Source organism: Anoxybacillus mongoliensis (assembly GCF_014201515.1).
Taxonomy (GTDB): Bacteria; Bacillota; Bacilli; order Bacillales; family Anoxybacillaceae; genus Anoxybacillus; species Anoxybacillus mongoliensis.
Genome location: NZ_JACHEQ010000005.1, coordinates 39,606 through 58,860, shown reverse-complemented (window position 1 = coordinate 58,860; position 19,255 = coordinate 39,606). Strand labels below are relative to the sequence as shown.

General features: G+C 41.7%; 19 protein-coding genes. 6 read left to right on the top strand and 13 right to left on the bottom strand.

All coding sequences use genetic code 11. The features are described from left to right. Positions 1-18: 18 nt before the first annotated feature. Both HNR43_RS06215 and HNR43_RS06210 read right to left on the bottom strand, forming a co-directional pair. The gene (locus tag HNR43_RS06215; RefSeq protein WP_183242230.1) at positions 19-1,380 is read right to left on the bottom strand and encodes a methyl-accepting chemotaxis protein; all 1,362 of its coding nucleotides are present in this window, start codon (positions 1,378-1,380) and stop codon (positions 19-21) included. A 101-nt stretch (positions 1,381-1,481) separates the two neighbouring features. After that, positions 1,482-1,868 (bottom strand): GtrA family protein, encoded by a 387-nt coding sequence (locus tag HNR43_RS06210; RefSeq protein ID WP_183242228.1) that lies wholly within the window; start codon positions 1,866-1,868, stop codon positions 1,482-1,484. Positions 1,869-1,982: 114 nt separating this feature from the next. On the opposite strand from HNR43_RS06210, the gene HNR43_RS06205 reads away from it, so the two are divergent. After that, entirely contained in the window at positions 1,983-2,447 is a 465-nt protein-coding gene (locus tag HNR43_RS06205) for a GyrI-like domain-containing protein (RefSeq protein WP_183242226.1), read from the top strand. Here HNR43_RS06205 and HNR43_RS06200 read toward each other — a convergent pair. The 3 genes from HNR43_RS06200 to HNR43_RS06190 all read right to left on the bottom strand — a co-directional run bounded on the left by HNR43_RS06200 (position 2,421) and on the right by HNR43_RS06190 (position 6,498). Further along, positions 2,421-3,413, bottom strand: coding sequence for an AEC family transporter (locus tag HNR43_RS06200; protein WP_425486524.1), 993 nt, complete (start codon positions 3,411-3,413; stop codon positions 2,421-2,423). The two genes, HNR43_RS06205 and HNR43_RS06200, sit on opposite strands and share 27 nt — an antisense overlap. A 59-nt stretch (positions 3,414-3,472) precedes the next feature. Next, complete coding sequence (locus tag HNR43_RS06195; RefSeq protein WP_183242224.1) at positions 3,473-4,912, bottom strand: aldehyde dehydrogenase family protein; 1,440 nt, start codon at positions 4,910-4,912, stop codon at positions 3,473-3,475. A gap of 173 nt (positions 4,913-5,085) precedes the next feature. Continuing rightward, the gene (locus HNR43_RS06190; protein ID WP_183242222.1) at positions 5,086-6,498 is read right to left on the bottom strand and encodes a cryptochrome/photolyase family protein; all 1,413 of its coding nucleotides are present in this window, start codon (positions 6,496-6,498) and stop codon (positions 5,086-5,088) included. 80 nt (positions 6,499-6,578) lie between these two features. Between HNR43_RS06190 and HNR43_RS06185 the strand changes: the two genes are divergently transcribed. Further along, positions 6,579-8,039 (top strand): phytoene desaturase family protein, encoded by a 1,461-nt coding sequence (locus HNR43_RS06185; protein WP_183242219.1) that lies wholly within the window; start codon positions 6,579-6,581, stop codon positions 8,037-8,039. Between the two features lie 21 nt (positions 8,040-8,060). Here the strand turns inward: HNR43_RS06185 and HNR43_RS06180 are convergent, their stop codons facing one another. Continuing rightward, entirely contained in the window at positions 8,061-8,465 is a 405-nt protein-coding gene (locus tag HNR43_RS06180; RefSeq protein WP_183242217.1) for a protease complex subunit PrcB family protein, read from the bottom strand. A gap of 126 nt (positions 8,466-8,591) precedes the next feature. Between HNR43_RS06180 and HNR43_RS06175 the strand changes: the two genes are divergently transcribed. After that, positions 8,592-10,619, top strand: coding sequence for a multicopper oxidase domain-containing protein (locus HNR43_RS06175; RefSeq protein ID WP_183242215.1), 2,028 nt, complete (start codon positions 8,592-8,594; stop codon positions 10,617-10,619). 436 nt (positions 10,620-11,055) lie between these two features. Beyond that, complete coding sequence (locus tag HNR43_RS06170; RefSeq protein WP_221248207.1) at positions 11,056-11,577, top strand: hypothetical protein; 522 nt, start codon at positions 11,056-11,058, stop codon at positions 11,575-11,577. A gap of 315 nt (positions 11,578-11,892) precedes the next feature. Here the strand turns inward: HNR43_RS06170 and copZ are convergent, their stop codons facing one another. The 6 genes from copZ to HNR43_RS06140 are packed head-to-tail and all read right to left on the bottom strand — an operon-like array spanning position 11,893 to position 17,492. After that, the gene (copZ, locus tag HNR43_RS06165) at positions 11,893-12,096 is read right to left on the bottom strand and encodes a copper chaperone CopZ (protein WP_281380364.1); all 204 of its coding nucleotides are present in this window, start codon (positions 12,094-12,096) and stop codon (positions 11,893-11,895) included. 35 nt (positions 12,097-12,131) lie between these two features. Further along, positions 12,132-14,513, bottom strand: coding sequence for a heavy metal translocating P-type ATPase (locus HNR43_RS06160; RefSeq protein WP_183242209.1), 2,382 nt, complete (start codon positions 14,511-14,513; stop codon positions 12,132-12,134). 14 nt (positions 14,514-14,527) lie between these two features. Next, a complete protein-coding gene (locus HNR43_RS06155) occupies positions 14,528-14,833 on the bottom strand; it encodes a metal-sensing transcriptional repressor (RefSeq protein ID WP_183242207.1) in 306 nt (101 codons plus the stop codon). Positions 14,834-14,881: 48 nt separating this feature from the next. Further along, positions 14,882-15,430, bottom strand: a complete 549-nt coding sequence (locus HNR43_RS06150; RefSeq protein WP_183242205.1) for a TVP38/TMEM64 family protein — start codon at positions 15,428-15,430, stop codon at positions 14,882-14,884. Positions 15,431-15,441: 11 nt separating this feature from the next. Then, positions 15,442-16,113: a response regulator gene (locus HNR43_RS06145; protein ID WP_183242203.1), complete on the bottom strand. Its 672-nt coding sequence runs from the start codon at positions 16,111-16,113 to the stop codon at positions 15,442-15,444. 5 nt (positions 16,114-16,118) lie between these two features. Further along, the gene (locus tag HNR43_RS06140) at positions 16,119-17,492 is read right to left on the bottom strand and encodes an ATP-binding protein (RefSeq protein WP_183242201.1); all 1,374 of its coding nucleotides are present in this window, start codon (positions 17,490-17,492) and stop codon (positions 16,119-16,121) included. Between the two features lie 297 nt (positions 17,493-17,789). Between HNR43_RS06140 and HNR43_RS06135 the strand changes: the two genes are divergently transcribed. Continuing rightward, entirely contained in the window at positions 17,790-18,206 is a 417-nt protein-coding gene (locus HNR43_RS06135) for a hypothetical protein (RefSeq protein WP_183242199.1), read from the top strand. A gap of 19 nt (positions 18,207-18,225) precedes the next feature. After that, entirely contained in the window at positions 18,226-18,507 is a 282-nt protein-coding gene (locus HNR43_RS06130; RefSeq protein WP_183242197.1) for a hypothetical protein, read from the top strand. A gap of 24 nt (positions 18,508-18,531) precedes the next feature. Here HNR43_RS06130 and HNR43_RS06125 read toward each other — a convergent pair whose 3' ends face one another. Beyond that, positions 18,532-19,254: a TspO/MBR family protein gene (locus tag HNR43_RS06125; protein ID WP_183242195.1), complete on the bottom strand. Its 723-nt coding sequence runs from the start codon at positions 19,252-19,254 to the stop codon at positions 18,532-18,534. Between the last annotated feature and the right edge of the window lies 1 nt (position 19,255).

The following is a 19,255-nucleotide window of genomic DNA, read 5'->3' as shown; positions in this document are numbered from 1 at the left end:
TAGCCGGCTTACTGCCTCTTACACAGATAAATCGATCCCGACAACTCCAACGACGTCACCTTCTTGCACAATCGGTGCTGAAATCGTTAAACATGGACGTTTTGTCAATGCTGACGTGTATACGGAAGAAACGTACACATTGCCTTTAGTTGCCTCAACGAACCACGGTCTTGCTTTCGCATTTACGAGACCAGCCGGAGGGTTCGAGTAAATAAACGTCCCGTCGATTCGATTGGACCAAACAGCTTCGACATTTTCGTTTACGTGTAAAAATTCATCTAAATATACTTCATGCTCACTCACGTCCAAACGATTAAACGGGTAAGAGCGAACAAACGATGTAAGCTTTTCTTTCATCTGTTCAATGACACGCAAGTCCGTTGAGAACGTTCTTTCATGTTCATTTTGTTTCACCATTGTTTGTAACTCATTTGATATTTTTTCAATCGCTTCATTGACTTTTAGCATTCGCCCGATGTTTTCATACTGTATATCCATATGTTTCGCTACTTCATGCGCATGGTTTTTATTTTCCGATACCACCCCTGAAATATATTCAAGTAACGCTGAAATTTCTTGTACACTTGCTGTCTGCCCCTCAACAGATTGTGACGATTCGTGTGCCAACGCGGTCATATCATGCAACCGTTCTTTAAACCCAACCATAAGAGATAATACACGGTTCATTTCACTCGATCCGCTCTCGATTTGCCCATTCTCCACTTCTACCATCCTCATCGTACAATGGATTCCCGATTGAATGGAAGACAAAATATTTCTTGTTTGTTCTACAGCCATTGATGTTTGGTTTGCTAATTTTCCCACTTCGTTCGCAACAACTGAAAATCCTCTACCATGCTCACCTGCACGTGCCGATTCAATATTTGCATTTAGAGCTAAAATACTCGTTTTTTGCGAAATCGAGGCAATCGTTGACAAAATGTGATGAATTTCTTGCGACTGTTTGACTAACAACTCCATTTGCTGAATCAAGGCGTGATGACTCGTTCGCAAATCGTTCATGTCATACTGAAGTTTTTGTAATGAATTCCAAGCGTCAAGAAGCTCATTATAGGAAGCTTCACTGTACTCATGAATGCGACGAGAAACATCGGAAACCTTCAATGCTGACTCCTCAATCACTTTCGTCTTTTCTTCCACTTGCAACGCATAACCTACCGTTCTTTCCAAATGATCAACAAGTTGTCCTGTACTTTGCTGAGTGGCATGAGATGTGTGATGAAGTGAACTAGCAGCTAATTTCATTTGTTCAACAACGGCTTTTAATTGATCAACCGCCACTTCAATTTGACTTAACGTCTCATTTTGCTTCTCCTCTTTTCCCTCTTCTCCTTTCAACCTCTTACTTAATAAGAACATACACCTAACCCCCTATGTTATATTTACTAACATAAATATAACATATTGATGTAAAAAAACAAACAATTTTCTTAATAATCAAAAAAGTGTGTCATTTATCTTTACGACACACTTTTTGTAGAAAATACCCACATACGGATACCGAACCAATTGATTGCTATTCCACTCATTGTCGCTATCATTTTACCCCAAAAAATGGGCAAGCCTTCTTTACACACATGTAAAATAGCGATTGTAACCATAAGAGAGCAGACGTTTACAACTAAAAAGCAAAAAAATGGTTTCATAATCGCTCCTTTTGCTCGAAACGTCCACGAACGATTCCAAATATAGCTATTCATTACACCTACACTATATCCAAATATTTGAGCCCACATATACGGCATACCAAGTGCTACAAGGGAAAAAAATACAAAAAAGTCCACAAGTGTATTACTCACTCCAACAACAATAAAACGAAAGAACGTAACGATGTTATTCAATGTCATGCAACACCTTCTTAAAAATTTACAAATGTATATTGGATTTTTATGTTAATATAAAAAGGTGAGGAATTTCAACTCATACAAAAATATCCATATCAATAAAAGGGGCTATTAAACATGGAGCAGCACAAAATTGAGACGATTCCATTTGAATTAACCATTGTAGGAAAAGGATACCGCGTGAAAACAAACGAAGCATTCCAAACGATTTCTTCGCTTTGGGATCATGCCAAAAAGGATGGGTTTATGCAAAAACTAATTGATCTCTCATGGGAGCGTCCAAAATGCACGCTTGAAGGGCTATTAGGTGTTTGTGGGAAAGAAGCGAAAATTACAGATGAGGAGTTTATTTATTTTATGGGGGTGCGTTATGATGGAGAAGTTCCAAGCGATATGCAATATATGACGATCTCTCACGACACGTGGGCAGTGATTTCAAACGTAGCTGAAGCGTGGAAGCAATTATATGAATGGCTCCCTTCTTCTCAATATGAACTTGCTAATGCTCCATGTATTGAATGTTACTACGCACCAAATCACCTGCCAGAAAGTGAATTATGGGTTCCGGTTATACGTAAATAATCGAACAAACATTGCCAAAGGAGCGAGGTCAGAGCACTCCTTTGGCATGCAAGTTAAAAATAAACACGGGCAAGCCCGATGACACCCGATACCGTCTAACGTAGATAAAAATACAGCTTGAGCAGCATATTCTGGATGATGGTTGTATTGTAATGCATATAACGCTGTATTTCGCGAACAAGGATATGCACTAGCAATAAGCAGCGCTTGGGCTGTCGTCCCTTCGATATGTAAAAGCAAGATGATAGAAAAAGCAATCAAAGGCGATATAATGAGCCGACTGCTGATCGTTAAAAACATAAGACGCGGAATCTGTTTGATGTTCATATAAGCAAGTTGAGCACCTAACGTCAGCAAAGCAATTGCCAGAAAGGCATCAGCGACATGTGTAAGCGGTTGCCAAATCAATGTCGGTACTGAAATATGAAAAAATCGACAAATGACACCAATGATTAGCGCATAAATAATTGGATTTTTTAAAAATTCACGACTCATTGTCCCTTTATTTTTACTTGCAGAAATAAACTGAAACAATCCATACGTGTTCGTTAAAAAGTTTTGAAAAATCGTTACGACAATTTGGATCGACAAACCTAACGGCTCTTGGCGAAACACAAGTTGACTTACTGGAATGCCAAAATTGCCGGAATTGTTAAGGACAATCGTATTTTGAAACGTAGCTCCTAAGCTGCGGTCAAGCTTTAGCCATTTTGCCATCATCGCACTAAGAACGATGAGCGTCCCAGCTTGTAAAACAAGAAAGAAAAAAACATCGAACAATACATCGCTTTTCATGTCACTTTCATAGACGTTCACAAACCCTACCGCTGGAAGTAAAAAGTACGTCGTGATTTTCGACAACGTCTTCATATCAAAATGAAACAATCGATGCAAATACGCCCCTGCGCCAATCAACAAAAATAACGGCAACATGACATCAACAACTATGCGGACGAAAATGGTCAAGAAAAACACCTCTCTTCGACGTAAAACCCCGTACTACCATTTGATAGTACGGGTAAGCATTACCGATTCCGATTAAAAATAATCAACTTTAATTCTGTCATTTCTTCTATTGCATATCGAATGCCTTCACGTCCGAAGCCACTTTCTTTTACCCCACCATACGGCATATGATCGACACGGAACGTTGGAATGTCATTAATCAACACTCCACCAACATGCAGTTTCTCGGCTGCGTCCCATGCGGTATGAACGTTGTCTGTATATATGCCGGCTTGCAATCCGTAGCGCGAGTCATTAACTCGTTCAATTGCTTCATCGATGGAAGACACTTGATTAATTAATACAATTGGCGCAAACACTTCTTGGCACGATACTTTCATCGTTGGCGCCGCATCTAAAATGACAGTCGGCAACAAAATATTTCCCTGCCGTTCTCCACCGATCGCTACGGTCGCACCGTTTTGTTTTGCTTCCTCAATCCATTGTAACGAACGCTCAACGTCTTTTTCAGAAATAAGAGCCGAAACGTCTGTGCTTGGGTCAAGCGGATCACCGACTTTCAACTGTTTCACCGCTTCAGTAAACTTTTCAACGAACTCTTTATACCGATTTTTATGCACATAAATGCGTTGCAACGAAATACACACTTGTCCTTGGAACGAGAAAGCACCGACGACGCACCGTGGAATAATTCGGTCGACGTCGACTTTTTCATCAACGATGACTGCGGAGTTTGACCCTAACTCTAGCGTCACACGCTTTAGACCCGCCTTGTTGCGAATGCCGATGCCTACTTCTGGGCTTCCAGTAAACGTCACCATACTCACACGAGGATCTGTAACAATTTGGTCGCCGACTGTTTTTCCACTTCCAGTTACGACATTAAGCGCCCCTTTCGGCAGTCCCGCCTGTTCAAACAACTCCGCAATAAAATACGCAGAAAGCGGCGTTTGGCTGGCTGGTTTCAATACAACGGTGTTTCCTGCTGCAATCGCGGGACCTAGTTTATGTGCTACTAAATTCATCGGAAAGTTAAACGGTGTAATCGCTCCAATGACTCCAATTGGCTCTCGCATCGTAAATGCGACGCGATGCTCTCCACCCGGTGCGGCATCAAGCGGAATTGTTTCTCCGTGAATCCGTTTCGCCTCTTCCGCCGCAAATTTATACGTTTGAATCGTGCGTGCGACTTCTGCTTTAGCGGTCGTGATTGGTTTTGCTGCTTCTTTTGCGATAATCGTAGCCGCTTCTTCTGCGCGTTGTTGTAGGAACGAAACGACTCGTTCTAAAATCGCCGCCCGCTCATGCGCTGGTATTTTTTTTATCTTTTTCCGTGTTTCGTACGCAGCCGCAATCGCCCGCTTCACATCTTGCTCTGACGCAAGTGGAATCTCCGCTAACACTTCGCTAGAATACGGGGAGAAAAGCTTGGTATACGACTGTGCTTCGACCCATTCACCATTAATATAGAACTTCTTTCTTTCGATTGCTGTTCTCATCTCGTTTTCCTTCCCTTCTTCGTTTATTCCTTACTTGGTGATGAATAGTGCTATACAATCCGTCTAACATAGATGATATTTATTCCTATTCTTTTTTCTTTGTTTATAATCCTTCACAAACTTTACGTCTTAGTCGCAACAAAAATGAAAAGCCCACTTCATCAAGCGGGCTTTTATACTAGTTCACTCATCTGAAATAACGCAATCGCACGTTGGCGTTGCAGGCGATGATCGACTGTCGGCGCAGGATAATTGATGTTGAAGTTGCTTTTCCACGGTTCATGAATATGTGGCGAAGGGAAAAAAGCAAGTTCTGGTACATATGTGCGAATATACATGCCATCCGGATCAAATTTTTTCGATTGTTCAATCGGGTTAAACACACGAAAATACGGCACAGCGTCCGTCCCGACAGAAGCAGCCCATTGCCACCCTCCAATATTTGATGCTTCATCATAGTCGATTAACATGTGCTGAAAATATTGCTCACCCATGCGCCAATCGATCAAATAATCTTTTGTTAAAAATGATGCAACAATCATGCGAACACGATTGTGCAGCCACCCTTCTTCTTTTAATTGGCGCATCCCTGCATCAACGATCGGAAACCCTGTTTTTCCTTCTTTCCAAGCTTGAAACCGTTCATCATCGCGTGACCATGGAAGATGACGATACTTTTCTATAAACGCTTCTGTCTTTGTAAATGGAAAATGCGCGTAAATCATATGGTAAAAATCACGCCATGCTAATTCTTTTATATATGTTTCTACCGCTTCGTCATAGCTATTGCCAAATTGTTGAACAACAGCATGAAAAACCGTCCGAATCGAAATCGTTCCTGTTTTTAAATGTGGAGATAATCGACTCGTTCCCGCAACGCTCGGAATATCACGCTTTTTGTCATAATGTGGAAGAGCTGTTTCGATAAAATGTTGTAGAGCGATCAGCGCATCTTGTTCACTCGTACGCTCCCAACGTTTCGTACATTTTGAAAGCCAATGCGTAAAAGCGCGTTCGTCATCTTCTGACAGCGGTGTGATATGCAACATATGTGCACACAATAGATCCATATCAATAGAAAGTGGGAAACGTTTCGGACGTTTCCGCCAGGCACGGTAATACGGTGTATATACTTTATAAGGAGTTCCATCTGCTTTCAGCACATCAAATGCCTCGTGCATATGTGCATCATCATATGCATATACGTCAACACCATGCTTTTGTAACAACGCCTGAACGTAATCGTCCCGCTCTTTTCCACGCCCGACTTCGTCTTTATTAAAAAATATGGCATTCATACGTGTACAACGAATTAGTCGAACAAATACATCATCCACATCTCCATGCAAAATGTGTACATGTATCCCGTATTGTTGACGCAACGTTTGTCGAAACTGTTCTACTGTTTGAAAAAAATATTCATGATGATACGTTCGTTCGTTTGAAAAATAAGGGTCAAAGTGAAAGAAAAAAAGAAGTTTCCCTTGTCTTTCTTTGGCCCAATGAAGTGCCTGTGCGAGCGCTGTATGATCGTGCAGACGAAAATCTCGGCGAAACCAAACAACTGCTGTATGCATATATCCCATCCTTTCATCTTTTACACGCTCTTATTGTACAATATTTGTTCAATAATTGTATAATAAAAAGAAAAAAGAAGGTGACTATATTGTACGATGTCATAATCGTTGGAACAGGATTTGGAGGAGTAACAACAAGCGCCCTTCTTGCGAAAAAGGGATATCGCACATTGACGCTTGAAGCCGCAAACGAACTCGGTGGATGCGCAGGAAAATTTGAACGGCAGTCGTTTCGCTTTCAAGCAGGAGCGACGCTTGGGATGGGATTTGAAGAAGATGGTGTATTTTCACAACTTTTTCATGAGCTCGGCATGTCCTCTCCTCCCGTTCATTTATTACACACCGTAATGGATGTACACTTTTCTGAGCGGACGATTCGTTATTACCAACAAAAAGAGCGTTGGTTCGAAGAAATTGCCCAACAGTTTCCAAAAGATAGCGGAGCCATTGTCCGTTTTTTTAAAGAAATGTTTTCTCTTGCAGATGCACTTCTTTCTTTTGTATATAAACGACCGATGATTCCACCAAAAACGATGAAACATATATTCGAAGTGATACAAAAAGCAGATCGAAAATTATTGAGCGCAGCACCGTTTTTATTTCAATCGATTGCGAAACGTCTGCAACATTATGGCATTCACGACGAGACGTTTATCGCTTTTTTAAACGGCCAACTCGTTGATAGTGTGCAAACAACGATTGAACGTTGTCCTGCTTTACTTGGCGCCGTTGCCTTAAGCGTCTTCCATCGCGGTGCATTTTACGTTGAGGGCGGTCTTGCAACCGTTGTTCATGCACTTGCAGAACGTTACAAACAGCTTGGCGGAGAATTACGGATGCGTGAGAAAGTCATTTCCATTCGCAAAGAACGCCATTGGCTTGTGACGACAAATCGAAACCAAACGTACGAAGCAAAACATGTTGTATTTAACGGCTCTGTCCATAGTATTTTTGCCATTTTAGACGATTCTATTAAACGTACATTTTCGATACGCGAAGAAAAAGAAAAAAAACGCCCGGCTTGGGGAGCGTTTACGATTTACATGGGAGTAGACGACAACTTTCAGACAGATAGCTTATACCATCAATTTATCGTTGACAAAACAAAGCCGATGAGTGAAGGAAATCAATTTTTATTGTCCACTTCCGCACCGTTTGATCGACAAATGGCGCCTGTAGGAAAACGTTCCATCACGATTTCCACGCATACCGAACCACTTCATTGGTGGAATCGTCATGCGTATGATGAACAGAAAAAGATGCTTACAGAACAAATATTGCAACGTGTGAATAAAACATTCCCATTAACGAATATACATGTTCAATTAGTCGGCACACCTGTAACATTTGCTCGCTTTACTCACCGTGCGTTCGGAAAAGTAGGTGGCTATATTCCAAATGGTCCCTTCAGTTTATTGTCCACGTATGCACCTCAAACGAATGTCGAAGGGCTTTGGCTTTGTGGCGATACTGTTTTTCCTGGGGCAGGCTCGCTCGGTTGCGCATTATCAGGATGGATCGTGGCGGATGCGATTGCTATGGACAAATAGCTCTATGCCCAACACATAGAGCTATTTTTTCTTTATTTCGATCGGAATCGTTGTTTTTATTTTTATAGCGACTTTCGGATACGTTAACGCTTGTGTAACGATTGCATCTGGTGCTGGCTTTTGTTCTTTATAATAGACGATTGCTTTGCCTTTTTTATATCGGACCTCGGTCACTTCAACCCCGTATCCCCCTGTTTTTCTTTCCCCGAGATGAATGATCGCATACGTCATGTCATCTTGTTGAACCGTGTACGTTTGAAATTGTTTATGTTGTTTATCATATAACGCTTTTACATGTGGTGGAAGCTGTTCGCCTGTTACAACTTCGTACGCGATGGTTTCTTCCTCTTCATATCGTTCATCCACTTTTGATACACCGCAAGCAAAGAGAAGCAACATGCTAAATACCAAAAACCATTTTTTCATACACGTTCTCCTTTTTTCTTTTTCTTCTTCATCTTATGCTGAAACGAGAACTGTCAACCACATTCATAAATTCTCCATATTTTTATTTTACAATAGTAGCAATAAGATTTAGAAAGGGGAAATAGAATGTTACGACAACTGTTTATGTTAGCTGTGCTCGTTACGTTCACTGCTGCATGCACAAATCATTCTCCACATCATTCAACAGAGCATAAAGAAAAAACGAAACGATCGGACGTATTGTCCGGACAAGAAATTCATCTTGTTGCAAAAGAGGCGCAGTTGCAAATAAATGACAACATAACCGTTCCTGTTTATACGTATAACGGTTCCGTTCCCGGAGCGCAAATTCGTGTAAAGCAAGGAGAGCGCGTAAAAATTGTCTTTAAAAATGAATTACCAGAACCGACGGCGATTCATTGGCACGGCTATCCTGTTCCAATTAACCAAGATGGCGTACCTGGCGTCACAATGGACGCAGTCAAACCTGGCGAAACATTTACGTATGAATTTACGGCAACGATCCCTGGGACATATTGGTATCATTCGCATCAAAAAAGCGCCGAGCAAGTGGATAAAGGGTTATACGGCACTCTGATCGTCGAACCGAAAAAGGAAGAAAAAGTCGATCGAGACTATACGCTAGTGCTAGACGAATGGATGAGTCAACCAGAAACATCGTCAACAAACGGACATGCTCAGCATACAAATATGCATCACGGTGGCAATGGGATGATGCATGATATGAGCATGTACGATATTTTCACTATAAACGGAAAGAGCGGAACGGCCATTGAACCGTTAAAAGTAAAAAAAGGAGAAAAAGTACGGCTTCGCCTAATTAACGCAGGGTACATGTCCCACAAGCTTCATTTGCACGGACATGAGTTTCAAATTGTCGCAACGGATGGTCAGCCGATCAACAGCCCACAACCAATCAAAGACGAATTGTTAAATATCGCTCCCGGCGAGCGTTACGACATTGAATTTATAGCGAATAATCCAGGCGAATGGTTACTAGAATGCCATGGAAATATGAAAGGCACCGATGGCATGAAAGTGAAAATTCAATACGAAGGACAAACAAGCCATACGGACAAAGCAAATGCAAAAGAAACGCTTCCTGTTGTAGATATAACGACATACGGAAAACAGAAACCGGCTCGATTTACATTAGACCAAACATATGATGTCGAATACACAATGAATTTAGGAACAGCAATGGGCAAAAATGGGGTGGTTTTCACGATTAATGGGAAAACGTATCCTGACATAGCGCCAATCAACGTGAAAAAAGGCGATCTCGTCAAAGTCAAATTCGTGAACCATTCACCTATGGACGTCCACCCGATGCATTTACACGGACATTTCTTCCAAGTATTAAGCAAAAACGGGAAGCCTATTACAGGCTCTCCATTGATTAAAGATACGTTAAATATAAATCCGGGTGAAGAATATGTTGTCGCATTTCAAGCAGATAATCCGGGAAATTGGATGTTCCATTGCCACGACTTGCACCATGCGTCAGCGGGAATGGTGACAGAGGTCAAATATACCGACTACAAATCGGACTATACCCCAGATATCGCCGCTACAGACTATAAAGTATTAAGTGGCGTTGACCGTATCTATCAGCGTAGTTCCGCAATTAATAATCCGAATTCAGCTTGTGGTCCAACAGTAGCCGCTATGATTATGGATTATTATCATGATGAGTTAGGTTATAATGTTCGAGATAACTCTTATTATGGCTCATGGGCCGCGTTAGTTAATCATCTTTATAACGAGATGGGGAGTACATGGTTAGGAACAACAATTACAATGTGGACCAACGGTGCTCTTACACACGTTTACCATACAAGTAATGCTTGGAGCTCTAATACAGTAACAGATGCGGTTGGGAATAGTTCTAAGTTTATTGGTGCCATAGATAGCAACGCTCCTGTTGCCATCCGTTTTGATTTATTTGACTCTGGTGGAACATCAATCGAATATCATTTTGTTTGTGGAATTGGATATGATAAAAACGGTTCTTATGCAGGCGATTTACATGTCGCTTACAAAGATCCTGATAATGGTGCGGATAATACAGGTACGCACTGGTTTGATTGGACAGACGATGACCAAGACATCGATTTTGCGTGGCTATCCTAAACATAAAACAGCCCTTATGTTAATTAAGGGCTTTTATCATTCATATAAATTTATAAAAATGGATAAGTAGGATCGTGGGGGTGGGACTCTTCGGGATGCCCCCGGATCGCGCTTGTTGACCAGTCACCCTCGCGTATGAGAACTCACGTTGGGCCATGGGCTGCCTGGAAGCTGCTCCTTCCAGCATGGGGAACCAACGGGAAAAGCCTGCGGGTTAGACGTCCGAACAGGAGCCGGGGAGACAGACTTCACGAGTAGTCAAGGCTACAGGAGGAAGAAGAGTGTCCCCGATGAGCCTCAAGATCATTATCCAGGAACATCGCGAAAAGTCCAACCCCGATGTTTGTGAAATATGTTTGCGACCCACGGGGGAGGGGCGCCCCTCCCCCGTGGGCAAGTCACCCAAGAATATGCGATTGTCAAGGAGCATATCGTATTGGAAATTCGATTTAAAAATCTTTCTAAACATACTATACGAGGAGGAATTATATTGAAGTTATTCTCTAAACAACTTATTATATCATTTTTAGTTTGTTTATTGATGTTATATCTAACGGAACTTTTTACGATAGAGCCTCACGTAACTTCAGGGAACGGAAATCCAGGGCTTCTTATTATTATGTTAGCTGCAATTTCATTTTTGTTCTTTGGGAGGGGGTTATGGAAAATCCTCACTAACATGAGTATCTCAAAGAGAGGTTTGTTGTTTATGGGTATTGGTTCACTCTGTATTTTAAGCATGTCCGCTTTTTTAGAAATTATATATGTTTTAGACTTAATTAAACAACTCGGAGGACCCCCATCTAACATAAATTCTAGAATCTACCGTTTTAGCTGGATAAATCAATATACAAATACTGTTTATGTTAATGCTTATACGTTGTTAATCTTTATTTCAAGTATTCTTTTAATTTATTCCATACAAAAACTGTTTACAAAAACCCGTGGTGCTAGTTGAGCCTCAGCGCTCAACTAGCCCGACCAAGGAATAAGCCAACAAGATTAATAACTTTCTTTGCGGTTACCGAGTAAACGTCAAATAGCCCCCACCTTTTTTAAGGCCGGGGCTTAGGGTATTATTGAGTTAGTTGATGAAAAGCAATAGATGAAACAGGAAGTGTTTTAGACCAAGGAAGCACTTGATCCAATGCACGACTGTCTGATAAATCGTATCCATTCACATCTCGTTTTTTCATTATTCTTCATAAAAAGAAAAAAAACTTTCGATACTGAAAAAGGGCATCCCTTCGACAGAGGAATACCCTTTTCTCCCTTACTTCACATCATATCCTTGCTCTTCAATCGCTTCTTTCAGTTTGTCTACGCTTACTTTTGTTTCATCATACTCGACATCAACGGTACCTTCTTGCAAATGCACTTCGACGCGGCTGACGCCATCTAGTTCTTGAAGCGCATTTGTTACCGCTGCTTTGCAATGTCCGCATGTCATCCCTTGTACTTGTAATGTAATCGTCATCATCCATTCCTCCTTAAATGTTTATATTTTAATGTTTATAGTTTCACGCGTTTCAAACGAAGCGCGTTTGTCACAACGGATACAGAGCTAAATGCCATCGCTGCCCCAGCGATCCACGGTTGTAACAATCCAGCTGCAGCGACGGGAATGCCGACGCTATTATAAAATAATGCCCAAAATAAGTTTTGCCGAATGTTGCGCATCGTTTGCCGACTCAGTTCAATCGCTTTTGGAATGTGCAGCAAATCGCCGCCAACAAGCGTCACGTCCGCCGTTTCAATCGCAACATCCGCTCCTGTGCCAATCGCCATCCCAATATCCGCTTTCGCAAGAGCTGGGGCGTCGTTAATGCCGTCGCCAATCATCGCAACACGCTTCCCTTCTTTTTGTAGCTGTTCGACAATTGTCGCTTTTTGTTCCGGAAGCACTTCCGAATACACATGTTCTATACCGACTTGTTTGGCGATCGCTTCGGCTGTTCGTTTGTTATCGCCTGTTACCATATACACTTCAATGCCCATTTGTTTTAATGCCACAATCGCTTGTTTCGACGTTTCCTTGATCGTATCGGCAACAGCGATCATTCCAGCAAGCTGTCCGTCGATGGCAACGAGCATGACCGTTTTTCCTTCGCTTTCAAGCTTTATCATTGTTGGCTCATGTTCGGCAATATTGACCGCACGTTCGTTCATTAACTTGCGCGTGCCGATGAGCACATGCTTTCCGTTTACCGTCGCTTCCACTCCATGACCAACGAGCGCAGAAAATTGCGTCAACGGTTGCGCGACGATTCCGTTTGCTTTTCCGTACGCCACAATCGCTTGCGCTAGCGGATGTTCCGAAGCGCTCTCGGCCGAAACGGCATAGTCGAGCATATGTTCTTGAAATGACAAAACATCTGTCACTTCTGGTTTTCCTTTTGTCACTGTTCCGGTTTTATCGAATAGCACCGCGTTAATTTTATGCGTTCCTTCTAAATACTCACCTCCTTTAAAAAGAATGCCATGTTCTGCTCCTTTTCCTGTACCGACCATAATCGATGTCGGCGTGGCAAGACCGAGCGCACAAGGACACGCAATGACAAGAACGGCAATCGCCACTTCCAGCGCAGTTGGTAAATCATTTGGCGCCACAACGAAATACCAAATGATAAATGCTAACACGGCAATGCCGACAACAATTGGAACGAAAATGCCGGAGATCGTATCCGCCATCCGCTGAATCGGTGCTTTCGACCCTTGCGCCTCTTCGACAATTTTAATGATATTGGCGAGTGCGGTATCTTTTCCGACTTTTTCTGCGCGAATCGTTAGTATTCCGTTTGTATTGATTGTTGCACCAATCACGAAATCCCCTTCTTTTTTATCTACTGGAATTGATTCCCCCGTAATCATTGATTCGTCTACCGAAGAAGAGCCAGCAATCACTGTACCGTCTACCGGGATTTTTTCTCCTGGCTTGACAAGGATCGTATCCCCGATCATCACTTCTTCGAGCGGAACTTTTCTTTCTTCTCCATGTCGGATAACCGTCGCTTCTTTTGCCTGCAAGCTAAGTAGCTTTGAAATCGCTTCTGTTGTCCGCCCTTTCGCAAGCGCTTCAAAGTATTTGCCGACAAGCACAAGCGTAATCAAGACGGCGCTCGTTTCAAAATATAAGCGCGGTTCATGATTCGTGAGCGCCCGCAACGTTTCAAATAAACTATAAAAATAAGCAGCCGATGTGCCAAGTGCGACAAGAACGTCCATATTCGCGCTCTTGTTTCGTAGCGCTCGGTACGCCCCGACATAAAACGGAGCACCGATATAAAACTGAACCGGTGTAGCTAAAAGAAGCTGGAACCACGGATTCATTAACAGATGTGGCATCGGCAAGCCGATATGAAACGGCATATGGGCAACCATCGTATAAAGCAAAGGTAAGGATAAAAGGATAGAAATAACAAGTTGCCGTTGTTTTTGTTTAAGCCTCTCTTCTTTCCGACGAGCATCATCTTGTTCTTCGCTTCGAATCTGCCCTTTGTACCCAAGCTGTTTCATTTTCTCTAAAATGTCTTCGACCGATGTAACGCCTTCTTTATATTCGACAACCGCACTGTTTGTCGCTAAGTTTACCGTAGCGCTTGTAACACCTTCCATCCGCTGTAACCCTTTTTCAATCCGTGTCGCACATGCTGCACATGTCATGCCTTCAATATCGAGCGTCACTTTTTCAGCCGCCACGCCATACCCTAACTTTTCAATTTTCGCTTCAATATCGGCAAGGCTATATTTATTCGGGTCGTATTGAACGGTCGCTTTTTCCATCGCTAAATTGACGGTCGCTTCTACGCCGTCCATTTTATTCAACACTTTTTCAATACGGGCAGAACAGGCAGCACATGTCATGCCGGTCACCTTTAGTGTCACCGTTCGCATCCATTTCCCCTCCCTTACTTTGAAAATTGCTTAATGACATCCATCAGCTCGCGGATGGACGTTTCACCATCTCCTTCGCGGATCGCTTTCGACACACAATGGCTGACATGGCGTTCTAACAAATTCAATCCGACTTTATTTAACGCGGCCGTGATTGCAGAAATTTGCACTAAAATATCGATGCAATACCGATTGTCTTCGACCATTTTTTGCACCCCGCGCACTTGTCCTTCAATGCGCTTCAAGCGCTTAATAATGTTTTCGATTTCTTCTTCCGTGCGCGGAACCATTCGTTGTTCATGAGACTCACAATGAGACATTTATTTCACCACCTTCATCATACATTATACCGGTAGCGGGTATAAAACTCAACGTGCAAACATACGTCGTACAACAACTATAAATATCCCTAACGCAACGAACGTGAAAATGACTTTTCCTTGCCATGTCCAATTCATCACTTGATACACCGAATATGCCTCTAACAACAGTGCTGGCAGTTTCCCAAGCGAGCTGGCGGCTGTAAAAAGAAGGAGCGACATGCGCCCAATAGCGGCAACGAACGTGACTATTCCTGATGGAACAAAAGGAAGAAGACGCAAAGACAAAACAAGAGAAAAGGCTTCTATCCCTTCTGCCGCAAGCAAACGTTTCACTTTCGGATAGGAAAAGCATTTCGTTTCTGAAAGCTGGCGAAACCCTTTTCGATACAACAGAAACGATACAATCGCGCCAACCGCTTCCCCGACAAACGATACAAAAGTGCCTTTCCAAAAGCCAAATACCGCCAAGTTAGCGACAGTGAGAAAGACGCTCGGGACAACGCCTAAAATACTGATCACAATATTGATCGCAATACTGATGAGATAAGCAACGCTTTCATATGTATGAAATAGTGTAATGAGCTTCTCTTCCATTTCTTTTTACCTTACCCCCCCCATTTATATCCTACACCCCAAACGGTCTGCAAAAATTCATCAATCGGAAAACCAGCTTGGCGGAGCTTTTCGCGAATATTTTTCACGTGCGAATCGACGGTTCGTTCTTCTGTATTGGCGTTATACCCCCATAATGTGATGATGAGTTGCTCGCGACTAAATACTCGATTTGGATTTTTGAGAAAAAGTCCTAAAATGGCAAACTCTTTTGGCGTGAGAAAAATATCGTGCCCAGCATATTGGACTTTATGCTGCGCTTCATCCCAAACTAAGCCGTTAAACTCGAGTTTCGTTTGTTTTCCGACCGAACGGCGCAATACTGCCTCCATCCGAGCGAGCAATTCGGATTCGTCAAACGGTTTTGTAATGTAATCATCTGCGCCAATTTTTAGCCCTTGGACAACGTCTGTCGTCGCATCCCGTGCGGTAACCATAATGATTGGGACATTCGAAAACTCTCGTATTTTTTTGCACGTTTCCCATCCGTCCATTTCTGGCATCATGATATCAAGCAATACAAGGTCTGCTTTATTATTTTCTAAATAGCAAATCGCCGCTACTCCTGACTCGCATTTCACACAACGGTATCCGTTCGGGGTAAGATACAGCTCTAATAATTCTAACATTCGTTTTTCGTCATCAACCAATAAAACCGTGTACACCTTCATCACCCCCTCGGCAATGTAATAAGCATAGTTGTTCCTCTTCCGAATTGGCTTGTGGCGGAAATCGAACCGCCGTGCGCTTCGACAATTTCTTTTACAATCGCCAATCCAAGCCCCGTCCCTCCGCCTATTCGCGATCTTGATTTATCGACTCGGTAAAGCCGTTCAAAAATATGCGGCAAATCTGCTTCAGGGATCCCTATTCCTTCGTCAGAAATCGTGATGATTACGTTCTTTTTCTCTCGTTTGACATTCATCGAAACGGTAGAGCCTTCATGAGAATATTTTAACGCATTGTCTAAAAGGTTGATCATCACTTGTTCAAATCGCTGTCGGTCGATATGGACGGTAACGTTTTCCTCGCAACGATAAATCAGCCCCATTTGTTTCGCCTGAAACGCAGGAGCCATTTTCTCGTATATTTTTTTCAAAAAAAGGCACAACGGGGTTGGCTCTTTCTCGATGTGAAACGAATGTCGGTCCATTTTCGCAAGCTCAAACAAATCTTTCACTAACTTTTGCATATGCTCAGCTTCTTCATAAATAATGGACAAATAGTTCGCTCGTTCTTCCTCCGCAATATTCGGTCTACGCGCAATGTCCGCATATCCTTTCACATATGTAAGCGGAGTACGCAACTCATGTGAAATGCTCGCTAAAAATTCGTTTCGTTCTTTTTTCAAATGTTCCAAATCAGTCGCAAGGGTTTGAATCGCTTTTCCGAGTTGCGCTAACTCGTCTTCCCCTTTTACTTGCAGGCGAACAGAAAAATCTCCTTTGCTTAGTTTCTCGGTCGCTTGTTTCATCCGAATGAGCGGAATCGTAATGACTCTTGATAAGAAAAAAATCGTCATAATCGTCAAAAAGACAGAAACAATCCCAACAACAAGAAAATGATGTTTTAATTTAGAAATCATATTTTGAATGGAAGCCGTCCGCTGAAACATATATACATATCCTTTTGTCTTGCCGTCCATCCGAATCGGGCTGGCGGTAGCGATATACGGTTGTCTTTTCCAGTTGTTTTGCACCACCATTCCGCTATGAGAAATGTGGCGAACATCGACAGACGGGATGAGTTTTTTTGCAAACGGCAAAATATGATCAGAAAAATATAAAATATTCCCTTTCGCATCTGTAATGACGACATCTGTTTCCGCTTCCGACTCCATCATCACGACATGTTCTAACGTGGAAAGATGATAGCTTTTTTCCAATACATCCCGATGATTGTTCCCTCTTGCCAACAACTGCTCAAATTCCTCATGAATTCTCGCGTTCACAAGCGTCACATATAGCGACGCAAATAACACCGTTTCAATTCCTAGCACAAAAACAAAAAACAATAGCCCTAATTTAAATGAAAGTTTTCGCACGAAGATTCCTTCCTTACACGCGTTTTTCTTTATTATAGCAGAAAAAATATGGAGAAAATGTGGAGAGACGACATGCGCTTGGTGGAGTTGTGATAGTGAACTAGCATGATCGCTCTGATGTTTGTATCGACAATTTTCGTATTTATCCAAAACGTTTTTAGACCAAACATCAATTTCTTTATTTTCCAAAATTCCCATTCCTTCTGCTTCTATAAGCTTCTTCTCACATTTTCTTTGTTCAAAAAACTAGTCGATCATGATAAAATATTATCCAATTAGGAAGATGGAGGAAATCAAATGTATAAGAATTTGTGGATGATTCTCTTGATTATCGTTGGAATATTCCTCTTTTACTTAATTCAGAAAGAGGACGATGTCATAACAAAAGCGAACGTAATTATTTATACCGACGGAAAAACATCATCTGAAAAAGAAATAACAGACCTAAAAACATTACAGTCATTACAGCGCGTATTTGCAAAAATTGAATGGAATCGATATATAGAAGTGAAAATGGTTAGACAAGAAGATGCGAAGATCATTATGTTCAGACAAGTGAAACAACATATGCCTGAAAAAACGATCCAGTACAAAATATGGTTCGAACATGCAGACGTTGGGGCAACGATAATAAGTAGTGATCCAGATGAAAACATAGGTACGTTAAGCAAAAATGATGCAAAAACATTAGAGGGCATCATATATCAAAAATAACAAAGGGACGGAGGAGGAAATGGAAACACTAGTCACGATATGTTTTGAGTTTGTAGGAGGATTGTTAAATTTTTTATTGTTAGGTCAGTTTGATTACCTCGTAGCAAAAAGAAAATTAAAATACCTCCAAAAAACAAGAGTTATTGAAGCACAAAAACCGTTCGACAAAAACACTGTAAAGCGTTTGTTAAAAGATCCGAGCATTTCTACATATTTACTTTCAACAACAAACTACAAAAAACTGTTGCATGATAAAGATATGCAAAAACAGTTCAACAAAGCGATCAGCAAATATGTATAAATCGCCCACGTATGTCGTGAGCGATTATGTTTTTTCTTTGTATAAAGATGCTGTGCTAATTAATATGACTCCTGCCAACAAAAATGAAACGTATGCGACAAGCGACGCGGTTCCTTGATTTTTCACCCCGATTCCAACAAACGCCCAAACGAACACAAGCGGATATACGTAATCTCGTTGTAGGCGCATAAAAAGAAGAGCTAAAGTTGTTGCAATAAGTAACATCGCAATCGCCCAGAATGCATCAGACAATCCGAATCCGTTCCAACCGTTGTATTTTAAAACAAAGGAAATGTTTGCAATTGTCGCAACGCTAATCCAACTGAGATATACAGAAAATGAGATCAAATCAAGACTTGTTGGATTCGTACGTTTAATAGCCATATATAACGAAATAAGGGTTAAAAGAAGAGAGACCATTACAATAACAGAGAAAAGAAAATATTCATAATGCCATACGACAATCCATAACGCATTAAACATACAGCTAGCGACAAAAGGAATAAACGCTTGGCTGTACATAGGTAAATGGCGACGAGAAGTGGGAATTTGTCTAAAAATCCAAATTGCTAATAGCACATAAATAAATCCCCAAATCGAAAATACGTACCCTGCAGGTGTAAACAACACGTTAACTTTACGCGATATGTCTCCTGTTGTCTGACCATTTAACGGAAGCCACTCAGCCATCACATTCACAAACACCATCCCGACATACACTATAACATAACCAATAAGTCGCCCCATC